16 protein-coding genes are annotated in these 20,484 nt (G+C 57.8%); 10 read left to right on the top strand and 6 right to left on the bottom strand.

Annotation, left to right across the window (positions count from 1 at the left end; all coding sequences use genetic code 11):
• The first annotated feature begins 45 nt into the window (after positions 1–45).
• The 3 genes from GM154_RS04040 to GM154_RS04030 all read left to right on the top strand — a co-directional run bounded on the left by GM154_RS04040 (position 46) and on the right by GM154_RS04030 (position 6,978).
• Positions 46–3,126, top strand: coding sequence for an autotransporter domain-containing protein (locus tag GM154_RS04040; protein WP_308460587.1), 3,081 nt, complete (start codon positions 46–48; stop codon positions 3,124–3,126).
• Positions 3,127–3,446: 320 nt separating this feature from the next.
• On the top strand, positions 3,447–6,110 hold the full coding sequence (locus GM154_RS04035; protein WP_219651075.1) for a GAF domain-containing protein: 2,664 nt from the start codon (positions 3,447–3,449) through the stop codon (positions 6,108–6,110).
• Between the two features lie 106 nt (positions 6,111–6,216).
• Positions 6,217–6,978: a YkgJ family cysteine cluster protein gene (locus GM154_RS04030; RefSeq protein WP_010795745.1), complete on the top strand. Its 762-nt coding sequence runs from the start codon at positions 6,217–6,219 to the stop codon at positions 6,976–6,978.
• A 70-nt stretch (positions 6,979–7,048) separates the two neighbouring features.
• On the opposite strand, the gene gltP is transcribed toward GM154_RS04030, so the two are convergent.
• Positions 7,049–8,395 (bottom strand): glutamate/aspartate:proton symporter GltP, encoded by a 1,347-nt coding sequence (gene gltP, locus GM154_RS04025; protein ID WP_219651074.1) that lies wholly within the window; start codon positions 8,393–8,395, stop codon positions 7,049–7,051.
• 333 nt (positions 8,396–8,728) lie between these two features.
• Positions 8,729–9,106 carry a DUF6970 domain-containing protein gene (locus GM154_RS04020; RefSeq protein ID WP_219651073.1) on the bottom strand — a complete coding sequence of 126 codons (378 nt, stop codon included), beginning with the start codon at positions 9,104–9,106 and terminating at the stop codon, positions 8,729–8,731.
• Between the two features lie 122 nt (positions 9,107–9,228).
• On the opposite strand from GM154_RS04020, the gene GM154_RS04015 reads away from it, so the two are divergent.
• The 3 genes from GM154_RS04015 to GM154_RS04005 all read left to right on the top strand — a co-directional run bounded on the left by GM154_RS04015 (position 9,229) and on the right by GM154_RS04005 (position 11,493).
• Entirely contained in the window at positions 9,229–9,432 is a 204-nt protein-coding gene (locus GM154_RS04015; RefSeq protein ID WP_010795748.1) for a hypothetical protein, read from the top strand.
• A 356-nt stretch (positions 9,433–9,788) separates the two neighbouring features.
• Positions 9,789–10,736 (top strand): extracellular solute-binding protein, encoded by a 948-nt coding sequence (locus GM154_RS04010; protein WP_258019708.1) that lies wholly within the window; start codon positions 9,789–9,791, stop codon positions 10,734–10,736.
• Positions 10,708–11,493 carry an ABC transporter permease subunit gene (locus GM154_RS04005; RefSeq protein ID WP_219651072.1) on the top strand — a complete coding sequence of 262 codons (786 nt, stop codon included), beginning with the start codon at positions 10,708–10,710 and terminating at the stop codon, positions 11,491–11,493. The genes GM154_RS04010 and GM154_RS04005 overlap by 29 nt, the downstream gene beginning before the upstream one ends.
• Before the next feature lie 187 nt (positions 11,494–11,680).
• On the opposite strand, the gene GM154_RS04000 is transcribed toward GM154_RS04005, so the two are convergent.
• Entirely contained in the window at positions 11,681–12,136 is a 456-nt protein-coding gene (locus tag GM154_RS04000) for a DUF2267 domain-containing protein (RefSeq protein WP_010795753.1), read from the bottom strand.
• Position 12,137: 1 nt separating this feature from the next.
• A complete protein-coding gene (locus GM154_RS03995) occupies positions 12,138–12,599 on the bottom strand; it encodes a DUF2267 domain-containing protein (RefSeq protein WP_074822112.1) in 462 nt (153 codons plus the stop codon).
• Between the two features lie 217 nt (positions 12,600–12,816).
• On the opposite strand from GM154_RS03995, the gene GM154_RS03990 reads away from it, so the two are divergent.
• Complete coding sequence (locus GM154_RS03990; protein ID WP_219651071.1) at positions 12,817–14,175, top strand: erythromycin esterase family protein; 1,359 nt, start codon at positions 12,817–12,819, stop codon at positions 14,173–14,175.
• Between the two features lie 52 nt (positions 14,176–14,227).
• Here GM154_RS03990 and GM154_RS03985 read toward each other — a convergent pair whose 3' ends face one another.
• Positions 14,228–15,298, bottom strand: a complete 1,071-nt coding sequence (locus tag GM154_RS03985) for an SMP-30/gluconolactonase/LRE family protein (RefSeq protein ID WP_219651070.1) — start codon at positions 15,296–15,298, stop codon at positions 14,228–14,230.
• Between the two features lie 303 nt (positions 15,299–15,601).
• On the opposite strand from GM154_RS03985, the gene GM154_RS03980 reads away from it, so the two are divergent.
• On the top strand, positions 15,602–17,242 hold the full coding sequence (locus GM154_RS03980; protein WP_219651069.1) for a methyl-accepting chemotaxis protein: 1,641 nt from the start codon (positions 15,602–15,604) through the stop codon (positions 17,240–17,242).
• Between the two features lie 349 nt (positions 17,243–17,591).
• Positions 17,592–17,918, top strand: a complete 327-nt coding sequence (locus GM154_RS03975) for a thioredoxin family protein (RefSeq protein WP_219651068.1) — start codon at positions 17,592–17,594, stop codon at positions 17,916–17,918.
• A gap of 41 nt (positions 17,919–17,959) precedes the next feature.
• Here the strand turns inward: GM154_RS03975 and GM154_RS03970 are convergent, their stop codons facing one another.
• Positions 17,960–19,003: a DUF748 domain-containing protein gene (locus GM154_RS03970; protein ID WP_219651067.1), complete on the bottom strand. Its 1,044-nt coding sequence runs from the start codon at positions 19,001–19,003 to the stop codon at positions 17,960–17,962.
• 252 nt (positions 19,004–19,255) lie between these two features.
• On the opposite strand from GM154_RS03970, the gene GM154_RS03965 reads away from it, so the two are divergent.
• On the top strand, positions 19,256–20,191 hold the full coding sequence (locus GM154_RS03965; protein WP_219651066.1) for an NADP-dependent oxidoreductase: 936 nt from the start codon (positions 19,256–19,258) through the stop codon (positions 20,189–20,191).
• Positions 20,192–20,484 lie beyond the last annotated feature (293 nt).

Raw genomic sequence — 20,484 nt, 5'->3', positions numbered from 1 at the left:
TTTGTACCTTTTCGTAAAGCTTCGGATACATGAAAGGAGTCGTTAGTGAGACCGTCAAACGTCAGTTCGTGTGTGGTCGCTTCATCGTTCGTTCTGTCCCTGTTGGCTGCATCAGTACAAGCGGCCGGTCGTGCCGATAACAACGCCATCAACGGTGTGGACCTGCTGTCTGGCTTCAACACGCTCTGGACACCCGGCGCCACGTGGAATACCGGTACGCCGACCGTGCTGGGGGCACCGATTCTTCAGCGTAACGTTCAGTATGTTGTGGACCTTTCCCATACTCGGACACGTGAGCAGGAAATCGCAGCCTATTACGATGACCGTCGCAACCAGAGCTATAGCGCCATCGATGGGCTGGGCTCACTGGCGGACGGATACCGCGCAGGTTCCGGTGCCTTTACCACCATCACCACGTTCGACGACTCCAACCAGACCGTCAAATACGACGACAAGGGCAACGGTGCAGGCGAGACCTCATCCGCCCTGGGCAAGGTTGTCCAGCTGGTCGGTGCGGTGCGCAACGATGCATCCACTACACCCGCCAAGAATGCCTATCAGTACCCTCGCCCCTGGCGCCAGACCCAGGAAGAGATTATTCAGCCCTCCCTGCGGCCGGCTCGCAGCAGCACTCCAGAAACGGACGGCGGCTTTCCCAGTGGACATACCAACGCGGCCTATCTTTCCTCGATTGCCCTGAGCTATGCCATCCCGCAGCGCTTCGAAGAACTGATGCTGCGCGCCTCGGAGGTAGGTAACAACCGGATCGTCGCAGGTATGCATTCGCCGTTCGATGTAATAGGCGGCCGTATCACCGCGACCTACTTTGCGATCGACAACCTCACCAATAACGCCCAACTTCGCAACGAGGCCTTTCAGCAGGCGCAGGCATACTTCACCGAGCAGTGCGGTGGCGATATCAACAACTGCATGGATCCAATCGACCCGGCAACGGACCGCTTCTCGCAACATGCGCAGGACAAGGCGCTGTATACCTCACGCATGACCTATGGCTTTGCGCCGGTAGGCCCGACAGACCTTGCGCCCATCGTGCCGGTCAATGCCGAAGTGCTGCTGGAAACCCGCTTCCCCTATCTGGACGCCAGCCAGCGTCGTGATGTGCTGGCCAGTACCGAAATCTCGTCCGGCTATGTGGTCATCGATGAGTCCAACGGCTATGGCCGCTTGAACCTGTTGGCGGCTGGTGATGGTTACGGGGCCTTCACCTCCGACGTAACGGTCAACATGGATGCCAGCCTCGGCGGCTTCAACGCCAAGGATGCCTGGCGAAATAACATCAGCGGTAGCGGTGGGCTGATCAAGAATGGCACCGGCGAGCTGACGCTAAGTGGCGAAAATACCTATACCGGCGGCACGATGATCAATGGCGGTACGCTCAGGGGCTATGCCCGCGCGTTTGGCAGCGGTGCCATCACCAACAACGCCACCCTTGTACTGGACCAGTCCGTCGACGATACGATGGGCAACACCCTTGCCGGTAACGGCTCGCTGATCAAGACCGGAGCCGGCTCGCTGGACCTGACCGGCAATAGCAGCTTTTCGGGTACCACAGCAGTCAACGAAGGCCGCCTGGCCGTGAACGGCAGCCTCGCCAACTCTGCCGTTACCGTCAACCAGGGCTCGACCCTGGGTGGCAACGGTACGGTCGGCACCCTCGTCGTGGCCCAGGGCGGCATCGTCGCGCCCGGAAATTCCGTCGGACAGTTGAACGTGAACGGTAATGTCACGCTCGCCAATGGAGCGGTCTATCAGGTTGAAACCAACGAGGCCGGCCAGACGGATCGCATCGTCGCGACCGGTAGCGCTACGATCGATAACAGCACGCTGTCGCTGGTCCAGAGCGGCAACTGGCAACCCTTGACGCGTTATTCCATCCTGACAGCCAATGGCGGGGTTACGGGCACCTTTGCCAACGTCACCTCAAACTATGCCTTTCTGACGCCCACGCTCAGCTACTCTGCCAATGGTGTTGAGTTGGCGCTGGAGCGCAACAGCACTACCTTTGCCTCCCTGGGCACGACCCGTAACGAGCGTGCCGTTGCGGCTGGGCTGGATAGCGTCGTAGCTGGCAGTGCGTTGTGGGATCAGGTGGCACAGTTGGACACGGCGACGGCGCAGCAGACCTTCCGTGCGCTGTCGAATGAACTGCACGCCTCTACCCAGACAGCATTGGTCGAGGACAGCCGTCTGGTCCGTAACGCCATGACGGATCGCCTGCATAATGCCCAGGTCTCGGCAGCTGATACCGCGCCGGGCATGCAGAACCTGATGGGCGATAACGCTAGAGGTGTGGTCTGGACGCAAGCCCTTGGCGCCTGGGGCAAGACCGACAGCACACATAACGTCTCAGGTCTGGATACGCACACCACCGGCATCCTGTTCGGCGCTGATGCACCGCTTAACGATACCTGGCGCCTGGGCGCGCTGGCAGGTTATAGCTACAGTGACTTCGACCTGCGCCACATCTCGGGCTCGTCCAAGAGCGACAACTATCATCTGGGTCTGTACGCCGGCGCCCAATGGGATGCCCTGAGCCTGAAGCTGGGCGCGGCGCACACCTGGCATGACATTGATGCCAAGCGCACCCTGTCCGTTCTGGGCAGTGCCGATCGGCTGTCGCCCAACTATGATGCAGGCACCACGCAGGTGTTTGGCGAACTGGGTTATCTGATCAGGCAGGATCAGGTGACGCTGGAGCCCTTCGCGGGTCTTGCCCATGTCCGAGTGCATACCGACAGTTTCCATGAGCGCAGCGGTGCCCTGGCGCTGGATAACAAATCCCAGGATACAGACGTGACCTTCAGCACTCTGGGCTTGCGTGCATCGACTACGGCGTCGGTTGGCAGGGTACAACTCAAGCCCAGCGCAACCCTCGGATGGCGGCATGCCTTTGGTGACGTAACGCCCGAGCACAAGGCAGCGTTCGAGGGTGGCAATACATTCACCCTGGAAGGCGCACCGATTGCTCGCAACGCAGCCGTTATCGAGGGTGCAGTGGATATGGCCCTGAATGAAACGGTCAGCGTAGGGATCAGCTATGGTGGTCAGCTCAGCAGCGATACCACTGATCAGAATGTCAAAGCCAACCTGAGCTTGCGCTTCTAAGCATCTGGATGGCCTCTTTGGAGGCCATCCCCCCACCTGACAACGAAATGGTTTGAGACCATAAAACTGTGACGATCGTCAGATCTGTATTGCCAGCCTCCCCTCCTGCCAGTAGATTCCGCGCCCAATGCCCATCGGCTGTAGATGAAGTTGTTGGTAAGCCTGATGAGTAGCTGCGCGCCTTGATCGCCCACGCGCGCCCTGCGGCCTGTTTTTAACAGAGCGAAGCCACGTCAAGCAGCCTAACATCCTCCTCATATACCCAAGGTCCCGCTAGCCGGCGGCTTTGTTTCTGCCTGCCCCGTTGTAGAGCCGTTTACATGTTGGATGTCGAACTCAATTCAATCATGCCGCAGGATGCGCTCACTCCAGACGTGGATCGCTTTGAAATTCTCAACCGGATTGGTGCCCGCCTGGCCGCCGAACTGGACCTGGACAAGCTGGTGCAGGAAGCGACCGATGCAGCCGTTGCGTTGATTCATGCGCAGTTCGGCGCGTTCTTCTACAACGTGCTGAACGAGCAGGGTGAAAGTTACATGCTGTATGCGCTGTCGGGTGTACCGCGCGAAGCGTTTGCTGATTTTCCCATGCCGCGTAACACCGCCGTCTTTGCGCCAACCTTCAAGGGCGAGGGCATCGTACGCTCTGATGACATCACCCAGGACCCCCGTTACGGAAAAAGCGCCCCCCATGCAGGAATGCCTGAAGGGCATTTGCCAGTGCGCAGCTATTTGGCCGTCCCGGTGGTTTCACGCTCCGGCGAGGTACTGGGCGGCATGCTGTTTGGCCACGCCGAGCCCGGCATGTTTACCGAAGAGCACGAATACCTGCTGGATGGCATTGCCGGTCAGGCGGCCATTGCCATCGACAATGCCCGTCTCTTCCGCAAGGCCCAGAACGAGTTGGCCGAACGCAAGCGGGCCGAGCAATTGGCACATGAGCGCAGCAACCGCCTAGAGCTGCTGTCCGAGGCCATCGAGAAAGCACCTTCCGCCCACACGCTGGAGGAGCTGATCGAGATCGTGAGTCATGCAGCACGTCGGCTTTCCAATGCCGATGGGGTCGCGATCGTGCTGCGCGAAGGCGATCAGTGTTTCTATGCTGCCGAGATCACGCCTGAACCGCTGTGGAAGGGTCAACGGTTCGCCATTACCGACTGCATCTCCGGCTGGGCCATGACTCACCTGGAAACAGCAGTGATTCCCGATGTGCAGGATGATCCGAGGCTGATCAAACGCTTTTACACGCCTACCTTCATCAAGAGTCTTGTGATGGTGCCCCTGGTCAGCGATGGACGCGCTACCGCTGCCATCGGCGCGTACTGGGCCAGACTCCATACGCCTGAACCGGCCGAGATTGCTACGCTTGAAGCGCTGGCGCGCGCGGCCGGGGCCGTACTCAAGCGCCTGGAGGCGGAGCAGGCACTGCGCAAGCTGAACGAGACGCTGGAAGCGCAGGTAGCCGAACGCACCGCCGACCGGGACCGGATGTGGCGACTGTCAACAGACGTCATGCTGGTGGCCCGCTTCGATGGCACCATTACGGCGGCCAACCCGGCCTGGAAAACACTGTTTGGCTGGAACGAAAAGGAGTTGATTGGCCGCTCCTACTTCGACTTTACCCATCCTGATGACAGGCAGCGCACCCTGGCCGAGACAGAAAGTCTCGCCAAGGGAATCACCACCATGCGCTTCGAAAACCGATACCTGCGCAAGGATGGTAGCTACGGCTGGCTGTCCTGGATTGCCGTTCCGGATGGCACGCTCATCCATGCCGTAGGTCGAGAAATCACCGCGGAAAAGGAGCAGGCCGAAGCGCTGCGAATGGCTGAAGAAGCCTTGCGTCAGTCGCAGAAAATGGAAGCGTTGGGACAGCTAACGGGTGGCATCGCCCATGATTTCAACAACCTGCTGACCGGCATCATCGGCTCGCTCGATATCATGCAGACCCGCCTGGCCCAGGGCCGTGTCGAGGCTATCGAGCGTTACGCCAAGGCCGCGATGACCTCCGCCAACCGAGCTGCCGCGCTGACTCATCGCCTGCTGGCCTTTGCCCGCCGACAGCCGCTGGACCCCAAGCCGGTCAATGTAAACAAGCTGGTCGTCTCGATGGAAGACCTCCTGCATCGCACCTTGGGCGAGAGCATTCAGATGGAGATGGTCACTGCGGGCGGGTTGTGGATCACCCTATGCGATGCCAACCAGCTGGAAAGCGCCATCCTCAATCTGGCGATCAATGCGCGCGATGCCATGCCCAACGGCGGCCGTCTCGTGATCGAAACCTGCAATGCCCATCTGGATCAGGCCTATACGTCACGCCAGCGCAACATAAAGCCTGGACAGTATGTGTGCATCTCCGTAACCGATACCGGCGTCGGCATGCCCAGGGAAGTCATCGAGCGGGCATTTGATCCCTTCTTCACGACCAAGCCCATCGGGCAAGGTACGGGGCTTGGCCTGTCGATGATCTATGGCTTCATTCGTCAGTCCGAGGGCCATGCCACTATCTATTCTGAAGTGGGCATCGGTACGACGGTAAAACTGTATCTGCCGCGTTTTCAGGGCTCGCACGAAGAGGATCGTGAAGAAACAGGCCTGACCGACGCCTACCGCACCGAGCACGGCGAGACGGTGCTGATTGTCGAGGACGAGCCCATTGTTCGCGAGCTGATCGTCGAGGTCCTCAAGGACTTGGGTTATAAGGCCTTGCAAGCCCATGACGGACCGTCCGGGCTCAAGATCATTCAGTCATCCCAGCCTATCGATCTGCTTATCACCGACATTGGTTTGCCCGGCCTCAACGGTCGCCAGCTGGCTGATGCCGCCCGCGAGCTACGCAGCGACCTGAAGGTTCTGTTCATCACCGGCTATGCTGAAAACGCGACGCTGGCGAGCGGCTTTCTGGAGCCCGGTATGGAAATGGTCACCAAACCCTTTGCCGTGGAAAAGCTGGCCATTCGTATCCGCGAGATGATCGAGCACTAACAGGTTCGCCAGCCCTTGCAAGGCTGGCGCGCTAATTGCTCGGAAGAGGTTTTCCTGGCGGCGGTGCCTGTTTTCCGCCGCTCGTTCAACCAGTTCTGGGTCCGACATGAATACTCGATTCGCCTGTAACGGCTGCGGCAAGTGCTGCAACGATCATCACGTCCCTTTGACGCTTCAGGAAGCCAAGGCCTGGGCAACCGATGGCGGCCAATTGATCATTCTGGTCGAAGGCTTTCTGGACAATGGCTACGGAGTGCCTGTCAACCAGCGTGAGCATGTACAACGCCGTTCGCTACCGGTTCGTTGCGGCAATACACAGGCCTACGTCTCTATCACCTTCGCCGCGTATAACGTTGGCCCGTGCCGCAACCTGGACGACAGTAATCGCTGTTCGATCTATGAGCGTCGCCCCTTGGTCTGCCGGATCTACCCCATGGAAATCAATCCGCATATTCCGCTGCGCCCGGATTTAAAGGACTGCGCGCCTGAAACCTGGCAGTCCGGCCCTGAGCTGATTCATGGAGGGCGCCTCATGGATACAGAGCTGGCAGCTCTGATCGAGCGCTCCCGGCAGGCGGACCGCGAAGAAGTAGGCGCAAAGGCGGAAATCTGCCGTTTGCTGGGCATTCGTACCATGGCGCTCAAGGGGGATGGCTATACCGTCTTCCTGCCAGACCTGGGTGCCTTCCTGAATGCAGTGGATCAGGTAGAGGCCAGCCCTGAACAACCCTGGCCGCCGCTTGAAGAAGAAGAGTGGTCAATGCGGGTTTCGAGCGATGACCTTGCCAGCCAACTCGAAGAAACCGGTGCCATGATCGCTTCGGCCCTGGAAAACATCGGATTCATCTCGCTCAGCAAGGTATCCTGACAGACGAAAAACGGGCCGGTCACCAATCTGCACCCAAAAAAGAAGCCGCTTTTCAGCGGCTTCTTTTCGATCAGGATTGTGCAATATCCGACTTGGTCATGTTGCCGTATGCCTGCGTCTTATCATGACGCCAATGCGGCAGGGAGTTCCAGTAACGCTCGCCTTTTTCAGCGTCGTACAAACCTTCCCAACGGGCAATAACCAGAACCGCCAGGGCATTACCGATTACGTTCAGGGCCGTACGCGCCATGTCCATGATGCGGTCCACGCCGGCAATGAATGCCAGACCTTCCAATGGAATACCCACGCTGCCCAGGGTAGCCAGCAGCACCACGAAGGACACACCCGGTACACCGGCGATGCCCTTGGAGGTCACCATCAGGGTCAGGACCAGCAGAAGTTGCTGACCAAGGCTCAGATCGATGCCATAGAGCTGGGCGATGAAAATGGCGGCAATGCTCTGATACAGCGTCGAGCCGTCCAGATTGAAGGAATACCCTGTTGGAACCACAAAGCTGCTGATCGACTTGGGCGCACCGTAGGCTTCCATTTTTTCGATGATACGCGGCAGTACGGTTTCGGAACTGGCCGTGGAATACGCCAGAATTAGCTCGTCCTTGAAGATGCGGATCAGCTTCATCACCGAGAAGCCGAACAGCCTGGCCACCAGTCCTAGCACCACCAGAGCAAAGAACAGGATGGCGACATAAACCAGGATCACCAGCTTGGCCAGCGGCAGCAGCGAGGAGAAACCAAAGTTGGCCACGGTTACCGAAATCAGCGCGAACACACCGATGGGCGCGTAGCGCATGATCATGTGGGTAACCTTGAACATGGCTTCGGAAATGCCCTGGAACACACGAACCACGGGCTCACGCGTACTGTCAGGCAGCGCGCCCAGGCCCAGTCCGAACATCACCGAGAAAAAGATGATGGGCAGCATCTCGCCACGGGCCACCGCAGCAAAGATATTGGAAGGGATCAGGTTGAGGATGGTCGCCACGAGCGCATGGTCGTGCTGAACCTCCTGCGTGGTCTTCTGATACTGGGAGATATCCACCGTACCCAGGGTAGACATGTCGATCCCCGAGCCAGGCTGGAAGAAGTTGGCCAGCATCAGTCCCACCACAATGGCAATCGTGGTGACAATCTCAAAATACACGATGGTCTTGAGGCCGATGCGCCCCAGCTTTTTCGAGTCCCCTACCCCGGCGATGCCTACGATGAGGGTGGAGATCACGATGGGTATGACAATCATCTTGATCAGGCGAATGAAGATATCGCCGCCTGGCTTGAGAATATTGTCGATCCACCAGGCTTTTTCGCCGCTGAAGTGGTTGAGAAGCGCTCCGACTGCAATTCCCAGGGCAAGACCGATGAGAATCTGCCAGGCAAGACTAAGCTTGGGCTTGGACATGAATGTATATCCCCGTTGTTCTAGTTTTGGCGTTGTAATGGAAGGCGCCAGAAAAAGAGAATTGGCGCAAAAAGGCGGCCATCATTGGCTGACGAGACACTACCGTCTAATGCCGCTCCTATCTGCCCTATACCGATTCGGCATGGGCATGCCTCTTGATTTCCTTTAAAAACAAAGAGTTGGCTAGTCTACCACAGGCCAAAACAAACACAGCCGTCTAGAATATTTCTGAGGAATAGATCAGCTAAACGGTATTTCAAGGCCGTAGCCGCCAGGATCCGTACGCGGGCAATCACTTTTGCCAATGTTCAGGCTCAAGAGTACAACGGCACCCTAGTTCCTGGCAGGCGTGCGGCTGGCCTTGGAGGAGCGATCGTCCTGCCAGAGAGGCTCCATGCGCTGGCGATCCAGACTGAACGTAGGGCAGCGCCTATCACCACCGGCGATGCCACCGCTGGGATAACACCATAACGTACCGTCAACCCGGTAGAGTTCACTGGGTATGTCACAGCAGGCTGGAGAAACGTAATAAGCGGTCTCTCCCTCAAACGTCGTCCTGAAAATACGTCTGGGCGGATTGGCCTCAGGCAGCGCCTGTAACGACTTGATCCTGGCCTTTAACCAGTCCGGGGTATCTGCGGACTCCGTTGGGGTAGACACTTTCGAGCATCCTGCCACTGTCACCAACAGTAGTATCCATGCGATTCTCATGCAGCATTCCCTCTATTCGTCGTTACGTCATTAAAGCAGATGGACGAAAGTGCCGGAGGATCGCTCAGGAACTCGCCTCCGGGTGCAGGCTCGAAATAACGCACCCATCCGAGGACAACATCATGCACAAGACTCTTGCCTCTGCCGTCTTGCTGGCCAGTGCACTTGGCTTGGCCGCCTGTGAAAAGACTTCCGAAGACAACAAGACTGGCAGTCAGCCTACCAACGAGCAGGCGCAAGGCGCCGTGTCCAGCCCTGCCAGCGAGCAGGGCGTCAAGCAGGAACTGGCACCCGCTGCCAGAGCCTCTGACGAGAAGAAGCCCTAACGGTCGACTTACAGGCGTCTTACTCACGCAATAGCAAAAGGCTTACATCGCATGCCTGTAGTCAGCGCTATTGCCCGCGCCTTCTCCTGCGTAATCTACACACATCGGACTGCAGCGCAGGAAGCGCTCAGGGAGATCAAGGATGAATGACCACGCCAGGATGGCAGCTTGCCAGGGATGTCGAGTATGGTCAGCAAAACCCGCTTCGGCGGGTTTTTTATTGCCTGCAAAAAGGTGCTCTTCCAACCGCTTTCGAACAGGTGGCCTCAAGCACGTTCAGCGCTAGCGCCGTCACGTTCATTGACAGCGCGTTGAAAATCCATATCGTTATATAGCTAACTATATAGCGATTATGCATGATGAACCTCACTCTGAAAGCTCTTATTCCGTCTCGCCTGCTGGGCGTTACACTTGTGTCGCTCCTCTTCTCGACCTCCCCCGCCCATGCGGCTGATGATTTTCGTGTGACCTATGCAGGGTCGATGGGCGTGGTGATGGACAAGTCGCTTGGCCCGGCTTTCGCGCAACGTGAACAGGTCAATTACCAGGGACAAGGCCAGGGCGCCTATGGCATGGCCAATCTGCTGGCGTCCAGGAAAGTGGTAGCGGACGTTTTTGTATCCATCACGCCTGGGCCGATTGCCGTTCTGCAAAAGGCCGGGCTGGTCGATACCGCCGAACCGGTCGCCAGTACCAGCATGGTGATCGCCTACAACCCGAAGGGAAAATATGCCGAGGCATTTCGCGCCGCCAGTGAAAATCCGACGCAGGCGACTCCTTGGTGGAAAGTCCTGCAGACACCATCACTGCGCTTTGGCCGCACCGATCCGGTAACCGACCCCCAGGGACAAAACATTATCTTCACGCTGATGCTGGCCAGCCGGTATTACCATCAGCCTGATCTGGCTGAAAAGGTACTGGGCGACACGCGAAATCCGCAGCAGGTATTTGCCGAAGGTGGGCTGCTGACGCGGCTGGAAGCCGGTCAGGTCGACGCAGCCTCCGGCTATGAAAGTGCTACGCGCTCAGCCGGTTTGCCCTATGTCAAGTTGCCGGACGAGATCAATCTGAGCAATCCGGCCATGGAGGCAGACTGGTACAACCAGGCCAGCTTCGAGATTACCGACCCGCAAGGCAAGCGCAAGACGCTCCATACCCAGCCGCTGGTGTTCTATGCCGCCGTGTTAAAAAACGCACCTCATCCTGAACAGGCTCAACAATTCATTGCGTTCATGAAGAGTCCGGAAGGCCAGGCGCTGTTCGAGAAAAACGGTTATGACCGCCCGAAAGGTGGGTCGATCTGAGTTGAACGCGCTCTGGTTGGGGATACCGGCGGTCCTTCTGTTGATCATCCCTTTCATGACATTGGTACTGGTCACGCCCTGGTCAGGCTTTCACCTTGCCTATGGCGATGGCCAGGCAGTGGCCGTGTCACTGGGTATGAGCGCTATCTCATTGCCGTTAATCATTCTGCTTGGCCTGCCTCTGGCCGTATGGCTGGCCAGAACTCGATCCGTGTGGCGAGGCGCAGTGGAAGTGGCTGTTCTCGTACCGCTGCTGGCGCCGCCCCTGGCGCTGGGTATCCTGTTGGTATCTGCCTACGGAGCCTATGGTTCGCTGGGGGAAGTGCTCTCTGCCATTGGCCTTGAACTCAATAACAACGCAGCCGCCTTTGTCCTGGCACAAATTTACGGCGGACTCCCCTACTTTGTACTGTCGGCTCGCTCGGCATTTGAGCAGGTGCCGGTCGAGACCGAAGAAGCCGGTAGAACGCTGGGGGCCTGTGCCTGGCAGATCTTTCTGCGGCTCACCCTACCCCAGGCAGCCCGCGGGCTGGCCGCTGCACTGGCCATTACTTGGGTAAGGGTGATAGGCGAGTTTGGCATCGTGCTGGTATTTAGCTATTTCCCGCAGGGGATTCCAGTCAAGCTGTTCATCAACCTGCAAAACGAAGGCGTCGACTCGGTATACACCCTGCTGTGGGTTCTGCTGATCACTACCCTTCCCCTCCCACTGTGGTGCGTGATGTGGGCGGGCCGCAGAGGAGCCGCGAGCCACTAGTACAGCGTTCTGCCTGTTGTCCTGAGCGCAATGGTCTGCGCCTTTTAACGGGCAAAAAAAGCCCCAACAGGTGGGGCAGAAAAAGAAGTCAGGCAGCGAAGGAGGGTGGAAAGCTGCCTGCCTGATCACTGTATCGACGCGGTTTTACAGAACTTGAGCCGCATTGGGTCAATTACCTGAAAAAAACTCAAACCGCTCCGTGTCCTGGATAGGGCAAGGGCTCGTTGCTCCATAAACTGCGCAGGTCGAATGGCAGGCGTCCGGCAAACTCGGCCACAACTTCAGCCGGTATCCTCTTGCACATCACTTCAAGGGACGCCTTGACGCCGCGCTCGACCGAAATGTCGAGGTTGCGAAAAACGGTTTCCTCAATGCGGCCCAAAAACTCGCTACGGCTTGTAGCCGGACTAGGTGCTGCCGGGCGCCAGTTCTCGAACATGGCCCCCTTCAATGGAATGGGTAGACACTTGGCCAGACGCGCGACCTGATCAGGATCGAGCTGCCGACGGACCGCTTGCAGCGTGCATTGCAAAGAGGTCATGGCAAGACGCCGGTTTCGAGTTCCCATGCGCTCATCGACGTCCGCGATCCACTGCAAGGCCTGCTTTACGGACTGGTCCAGCTCTTCAACGTTGATGTGCATCTTACGCTTCCCCTTCCCGAGTGCCGGGCACACCGGTGTCTTCCGGCCAAAGGCTACGCAGCGGCATGGGGAACAGGCTGGCGACCTTGGCGACTTCGTTGGGGTCTATACGCTCATACAGGACACGTAGCACCGACTTGGCCGCCCTGTGCGGATCCAGATCGATTGAGGGCGATACAAGGCTGCTGATCTTTTTCAGGAAGGCGTCCTGGGTTTCTTCCTGAGTGGGTGTGCCCGCCGGATGGAAGTTCTCATAAAAAATGCCGCGAATCATGAGGGGCAACTGGGCAGCCAGGTGAGCCGCGTTATCGATTCCGATACGGTCTCGTACCGAAAGCAGTACGGCGCGCAAGGCATGATAAGCCGTCTGTCGATCAGGAGCTCCCAGGTGCGTAGCGATATCGTCAAGCCACAGGTTCGTTTGCTGAATGGTTCGGTCCAACACCTCGACATTGGATGACATAGAGGTCCTCCTCGTGATTGCAGGATGAATTCGGTTGACCGTGCGTCTGTAACAATGTCGCAACGAAGCGGAGCCCCTGCCGATGACTGGTTTGGACGCCAGTGCGTTGGTCGCATGGCTGGAACATCCCCCTGCCGAGCCCTGTCTCTGATATAGGCATGACCGCACCCTACCGCCCATGGATAAAGGGCCTCACTGCATTCGCGAGGTAACAACCATGAGCGCACCGGCCAGAGAACGACTGCAACGCTTCCTGCGTCGATCATCCACCTCGGGTCAACACACGATCGACATGCTCAGGCGCTATGCAGAACCGCTTCCGGACCTGGAAAGCCCTGATTTTGGCCCTCTCTTCGATCGCTACGCCGATGCACGGGTGGTGTTGATCGGCGAAGCCAGTCACGGCACATCCGATTTTTATCAGACCCGCGCCGCCATCACCCGCCACCTGATCGAGCACCATGGGTTTTCGATCGTGGCCGTCGAGGCGGACTGGCCGGACGCCGGCTACATAGATCGCTACGTGCGCGGGCGAACAGACGATGACTGGAAGGCAACGGGATTCAAGCGCTTCCCCACCTGGATGTGGCGTAATACGGACGTAGAAGCCTTTACACAATGGCTACGCGGCTATAACGAGCAACGAGCCCCTGAGGACCGGGTAGAGTTTCGGGGTCTGGATGTCTACAGCCTGCGCAACTCCATCGCCGAGGTGCTGGATTACCTGGGCAAAACCGACCCGGAACTAGCGAAGCAGGCGCGGGAGCGCTATAGCTGTCTTTCCCGTTGGCAGGACGAGCCGGCTATCTATGGTCATCTGGTAGAGCGCGCCGGAAAGGACTCCTGCGAAGACGCAGTCGTCAACCAGCTGCACAGCCTGCTCTCCACCCGGCTTGAAGAGCTTGCGCAGGATGAAGAAGACTTGTTCAACGCCAAGCAGAACGCTCGAGTGGTCCGGGCGGCAGAGCAATACTATCGGGCGATGTACCGCGGTTCGGTCGCCTCCTGGAACCTACGTGATCGACATATGTTCGATACCCTGCAAACCCTTCTGGAGCACCGTGGCCCGGAGGCAAAGGCCATTGTCTGGGCACACAACTCCCATGTGGGTAATGCCGATGCGACTGCCATGGGCTGGCGCGGTGAATTCAATATTGGTCAGCTGTGCCGCAGCGCCTACGAGCGGGAGGCCGTCCTGATTGGTATGGGCACTGACCGGGGAACCGTCGCGGCAGCAGACGACTGGGATGGCGAGATGTATATCAAGCAGGTTCGTCCTTCCCGTCACGACAGCTGGGAACATCGCTTCCTGAAGGCGGGTGTACCGGCGTCTCTTACTGATTGGCGGGACTTCCGGCGAGAGGATCTGCGTGAGGCCTTGGGTGAGCTAAATCTCAACCGCGCCATCGGCGTCATCTACCGACCTGAAACCGAGCGCATGAGCCACTACTTCGAAACGGTACTGGCCGATCAGTTCGATGCCTTCGTCTGGATTGAGGAAACCCAGGCCGTTACGCCGTTGGGCGACTCGGAAGCGGCAGGTTCGGCAGACGAGACCTACCCGTTCGGCCTGTAACATTCTTTGGCCAGGCGCGACGGCATTCTGCGCTTGGCCAACCTCATGCCGCTCAGCTGCGACGGGCAGCTGTTGCATTCACATAGGTGGCATAGAGTGACTGCCCACCAGTAATGAACAGGCGGTTGCCCTTAGGCCCACCAAATTCCACATTGGACACTGTTTCCGGCAGATGCAGGGTAGCCAGTGGCTGACCTTCAGGCGAAAAGACGCGAACACTGTTGTTAGCCGCGTCCCCTGCCCAGCTGCACCAGAGATTGCCATCACTATCGCAGCGGAATCCATCGATTACACCGTTCTTTGCATCGATCAGGACACGCCCCCCATCAAGCTTGCCGCCCTCGCCCACGTTAAACGCCCGCAGGTGGCAGGGCTTGCCCGGATCACCGCCGCCAGCCGTATCGCTGACATACAACTGCTTGCCATCAGGTGAGAACGCGATACCGTTCGGACGCTGGAAATCTCCTACGGCCACCTGGGCCTCGCCACTTTGTGGATCGATGCGATAGACATTGGTCGGCAGCTCAAAGTCTGCCTTATGGCCTTCGTATGCCCCCAGGATTCCATAGCCCGGATCGGTAAACCAGACGGCGCCATCAGCCGCAACGACCACATCGTTCGGCGCGTTGAGCTTTTTGCCCTGGAACACGTCCAGCAGTACTGTGATTGTGCCGTCATGCTCCAAGCGAGTTACCCGACGACTGTCGTGCTCACAGCTGATCAGCCGTCCTTCTCGGTCACGCGTATGGCCATTGGCATTGTTGGACTGGGCGCTATACACCGTGACGCGACCGTCATCCTCATTCCAGCGCAGGATTCGCCCGGTAGGAATGTCACTGAAGAGAAGACAGCGCCAATCCGCCATCCATACGGGGCCTTCCGTCCAGCGACCGCCACTCCAGAGGCGCTCCACCATCGCATTGCCCAACCGCCCACTGAACGCCTTGTCATGAATCTCCCAGGCAGGATCAGGCATGACGGTAGCCGGTGTCCCGTTCCAGTCACGGGTGAGGCCAAACGGATCGCCGGAGGGGGGATTGGTAGCTGCCAGCGCACTGCCAGCCGCCAGCGCTGCGGCCGAGGTGAGTGAAACAGTAAGAAATTCGCGACGCGCGAAAGCCATTCTGCATTCCTTATTGTGATTGTTAGAGGAAGTCGTCAAACGCCCACCCTAGAGAGGACGAAGCAAATAGTCTGACTAAAGAACTGTAGAACAGCGCGATATAAATGCCATCCTTTCAACAGCATTTCGCCAACTATTCCTCATTGCACTCAAGTTTCCTGCCTTCCAGTCGATGTATGACGAAGGGTGAGTAATGGGCGTAACCCAGCTAAACGATGCCCTACGCCCACGACATAACGTTTGATTACTCATGCTAGAGCGATGGTGTTCAGACCTCGCTCATCTTTATTTCAGGGACATATCATGGCCTGGTTTGCCAATGCAAGACTTGCAACAAAGTTGCTAATTGCCTTTCTTTTATGCGCACTGATCACCTTGGCGGTCGGCCTGTTGGGCAAACAGAGCATCGACTCGCTATCCGATGATCTGGACAACGCCATCCACAACGATCTGGCCTCGGTACTGGCGGTCAATACGCTCTTCCGAAACGTCATTGCCCATAACCGCGATCTCTACAAAGTGCTGGCACTCAAGGCCACGAATGCGGAGCCCGCCGAAGTTCAAATAGCCCTGGACTCGCTGAAAGAAAACGGCGGGACGGTTGATAAAGCATTCGTGGATTATCGAGCGACCCCTCTGGATGGCGAGGAAAAGGCCGAAGGCGACAAATTTGCCGACGATTGGCCCGCCTATACTGCCAGCGTGGACAAAGTCATCTCGGCACTGAGTCGGGGGGAGCTTGAGACCGCTGTGAAGATAACCAACAGCGAGACCTATCCGGCTTATCGCAAGGCTGTTGGCGAGCTGAAGAACATTCTGGCCATCAACATCAAGCAGAGCGAAGAAAGTGCCGCCGATGCTATGCATACGCAGAAAAGCGCCAACCTGACGCTGCTCACGGGCATTATCATCGCCTTCTTCCTGGCCATTGGTCTGGGTCTTCTGATCACTCGCATGATTACTCGCCCGCTGCACTCGGCGGTGGATAGCGCCAAGCGCATTGCCCAAGGAGATCTGACCCAGCATATTCAGGCTCATACCCAGGATGAGACCGGTCAGCTACTGGTGGCACTGTCCAACATGCAGGGCAGCCTCAAGGACACCCTGCAGGAAATTGCCCATGCCTCCCATCAGCTGGCATCGGCAGCCGAAGAGCTCAGTGCAGTAACCGAGGAAAGCACCCAAGGACTGACTCGCCAGAATGACGAGATCCAGCAGGCCGCCACGGCAGTCAACGAGATGACCGCCGCGGTGGAAGAAGTGGCACGTAACGCCGTTTCGACGTCCGAAGTTTCCCAGGCCACCAGCCAGGACGCCATGACCGGCCGCCATCAGGTGCAGGAAGCCGTAACGGCCATCAATGTCATGACATCGGAAATCACCGCCTCCACTGACAAAGTTGGCACATTGGCTGGTCAGGTGCGCGATATCGCTAAGGTGCTGGACGTGATCCGTGCCATCGCCGAGCAGACCAACCTATTGGCACTGAACGCCGCGATCGAGGCGGCCCGTGCCGGTGAGCAGGGTCGTGGTTTCGCCGTGGTAGCCGATGAAGTGCGTGCGCTGGCCCATCGCACACAGGCCTCCACCGGAGAGATTGAAAGCATGATCAGTACGGTACGCGCCGGGGCGGATCAGGCAGTAGAAGCCATGGTGAAGAGCCAGTCGCTGGCCACTAACACCCAAAGCCTGGCGATTGCTGCCGGCGATGCGCTGACCCGGATCACCGAAGGTGTATCGCAGATCAACGAGCGCAACCTGGTAATTGCCAGTGCGTCCGAAGAGCAGGCCCAGGTCGCCCGGGAGGTCGACCGTAATCTGGTCAACATCCAGGACCTGTCGGCCCAGACTGCCGCAGGGGCTAACCAGACCAGCGCCTCAAGCCAGGAACTGTCCCGCTTGGCGACCTCATTCAACACCATGGTGGCACGCTTCAAGCTGTAACGCGGTAATACTGGAAAGCCCGCTTCGGCGGGCTTTTTCATGCGCGGTACTTTTTAGCAGGCAAACAAAAACCCCGCCTAAGCGGGGTTTTCTGACCGGACTCAATGTCCTTATCGAGTTTGCCATCCTGGCTCGGTCATCATCCTTGACCTTCGTATGAGCGCGTCCTGCGCTGCTGTCCGATGTGTGTAGATTACGCACAGGCCCGGCAGCGTCATAGCGCCAACTGTGGTAATGCTGTGTAAGCCTTTTGCTATATCGCTGTAGGACATGGCAACGGCTTTCGAGATATTCCCTGGCGATCGGTGGTCTGCTGTAAGGTATCCCTTGACGCTTCAGGAGTCCCCTTATGGCCATGAACACTACCTATGCTGCGCAGGAGCCCAGCCGCAATGAGGTCGATGCGCTCGAAGGTGCCACGCTCATCGAGTTCGGCGCGCCCTGGTGCGGCTTCTGTCGGGCCGCACAACCTTTGATCGAGCAAGCCTTCCAGGATCACCCAGCTATTCGTCATCTCAAGATCGAGGATGGCAGCGGCCGGCGACTAGGCCGCTCCTTCAAGGTCAAGCTCTGGCCTACGCTGATCTTCTTTCGAAACGGCCAGGAAGTCTCTCGTCTGGTGCGTCCCGCCAATACCGACGATATCCGGCAGGGCCTGGCGGGCATTGATCAGTGACTGGCAGGCAAGGCGAAAGCACCCTTCGCCTTGCCGCCCGGCTAATGAGCCCCTGGTACCACCGAGTCGATAAACTGCTGCCGGAAGGATGCCTTGGGATCGAGCCGAAGCTCATTCGCATTAATGACGCCTGCCAACCGCAACGTGACCCCGTCGTCTGGATCCTGTGGGTCATTCTGATCAGTCAGTTTGGCCGCCACACTGGCGATGCCTTCCTTCAGAGTGCCCAAGACGCCTTTTTCCTTTACGTCCTTTTCCAGCGAAACCATTTTGAGGTTTTCGTACCGGGGCTTCGTATAGGCCGTGAAGTTACCCTGTTGCGCCGAGACGTGTGTTCGCGAAGACAGCGTGCCCTGCTCGACATCGATATTGGCATAAGCCCGAAAAAAATCATTCAGCCGGCTGAGCGGCAAATCATCGATTGCGCTGTCCATCTCAAACGTCGGGTTGGGCGACAGACCATCCAGCCGCAGGCGGGTCGTCATGCTGCCGGCCCCCATGGGATTACCCGTCATTTCTGACTCTGCCCAGAGCGGATCATCGACATTGTCTGCATTGGCCAGATTACGAGTAACCGACTCTATGTTACTGATGTAAAGCGTCACGGGCCGTTCTGGACGCTTATCGATCAATTGAATTATTCCATCATGGATTTCCGACTGGTTAGGCGGTAGCGGCGACAAGGCATCGACCTGTTGCAACCAGCTCGAATCGATTCCAGTCTGACTATGACTTTCGCTGTCTGCCAGTACAAAGGTCAGCACCGGGCGATACATGTGCATCAGTCCCACAGGTTTTGCATCGACAAACTTTCCCCATTGGGTCCAGTTATCGATGCGCTCAGCCTCGAAGAACGGCTCCGGCACTGCACCGTTGGACTTTTCGATCCGAACGTTCTTGAGCGTGTAGCCGCCTTTCAACAGGTTGACGTCCACGTCTTCGATGGTGGCTCGATACCCCGGTATTTCGTTGAGCGTCTGCTCTACGTAGCGGTGGATACCATAAGGTGCTGCCAGTCGCGCCAGGACAAGCACGGCGACTACAATAAGCAGCACAGGAAGCGTTTTACCAGACGTACGTTTCATGAAACCTCTAGCAGACAGTCATCATGCGGTAAGCACTAGACCCGCAGGAGTCGCCTGAAATTTGTCTGGCCAGACGACCGGCATGGCTCGAAAACGGGAAAACGCCTTGATTCAACGTGTTTTATGACAAGCGAGACGCTAACTACTTCGCACCTGAAGCAGGTCAATGCAACTCTTGCATTGAAAAGAACCTAACAACATCACCTATCAGACGGCCACGGCGGCCGCTCTCCCTACTTCATGGAGAATTCGATGAAAGCTGTTCAGATTCACTCCTATGGCGATGCCAGTGTCCTTACCTATACCGACGTGGAAAAGCCGACCCTGAACCCCGACGATGTATTGATTCGTGTGGTGGCTTCCTCGGTCAATCCCGTCGACTGGAAAATCCGCCAGGGTTATCTGAAGGACATGCTGCCCTACGACCTGCCTGTGACCCTGGGCTGGGACGTTTCCGGCATCGTTGAAGAAGTCGGTGCGAGCGTTACTCGCGTCAAGAAAGGCGATGCGGTCTATTCCCGCCCGGACATCAAGCGCAATGGCACCTACGCCGAATACATCGCGGTGCGCGAAAGCGAAGTAGCCTGCAAACCCAAGACGCTGTCCCATGCCGATTCCGCCTCCCTGCCCCTGGCCGGTATCACGGCCTGGGAAGCCATCGTGCATGTGGGCCAGACTCAGCCGGGTCAGAAGGTACTGATTCATGCGGCCTCAGGCGGCGTCGGCACACTGGCTGTACAGCTGGCCAAATGGCGCGGCGCCCAGGTGATTGCCACCTGCTCCGAAAAGAACCGCAAGCTCGTCGAATCCCTGGGTGCTGATCAGGTCATCGACTACAAGAGCCAGAACTTCCAGGAGATCGTAAAAGACGCCGATCTGGTCTTCGATACCCTGGGTGGCGAGGTGCAGGAAGCCTCCTTCAGCGTGCTCAAGCCTGGGGGTATTCTGGTCTCCATCGTTGCACCGCCGTCGGAAGAAAAGGCCACGGCCCACAACGTCCGCAGTGCGTTTATCTTCATCGAGCCCAATGCCGAGATCCTGCAGGAGCTAGCACGTCTGGCAGACAGCGGTCATCTGCGTCCGGTCGTGTCGGCCGAGTTCGCGCTAAAGGACATTGCCAAGGCCCATGAGGCAAGCGAGTCCGGCCGTACAGTAGGCAAGATCGTCATCCACGTGGGACAGCCCTGATCCCACTGCTGGACGCAGTCCACGCTGCGTCCAGTGCTTTCATGGTAGTTTCATACCGTTCCCTCCCCGACCCGTCTATTCTTTCCCCTCAGCATTGCTGAAACAGCTCGAGCCCGTCTAAACCAAGGCATACAGGCATTTTGCCTTGATTAAACCTGGCACAACTTTTTCATAGACCCCAGCTCTCTTGGATGAGAACAACAAAAGGAGCGGATCAGGCACCAACACGGTTCCTTTTCTGTTTTGGCGGACTTGAACGAGTCCAGATAAGTGCACGGTAGAGACTCAAAAGG

Source organism: Pseudomonas sp. MAG002Y (assembly GCF_019400845.1).
GTDB classification, from domain to species: domain Bacteria; phylum Pseudomonadota; class Gammaproteobacteria; order Pseudomonadales; family Pseudomonadaceae; genus Chryseomonas; species Chryseomonas luteola.
This window is presented reverse-complemented; position numbering and strand designations above follow the sequence as displayed.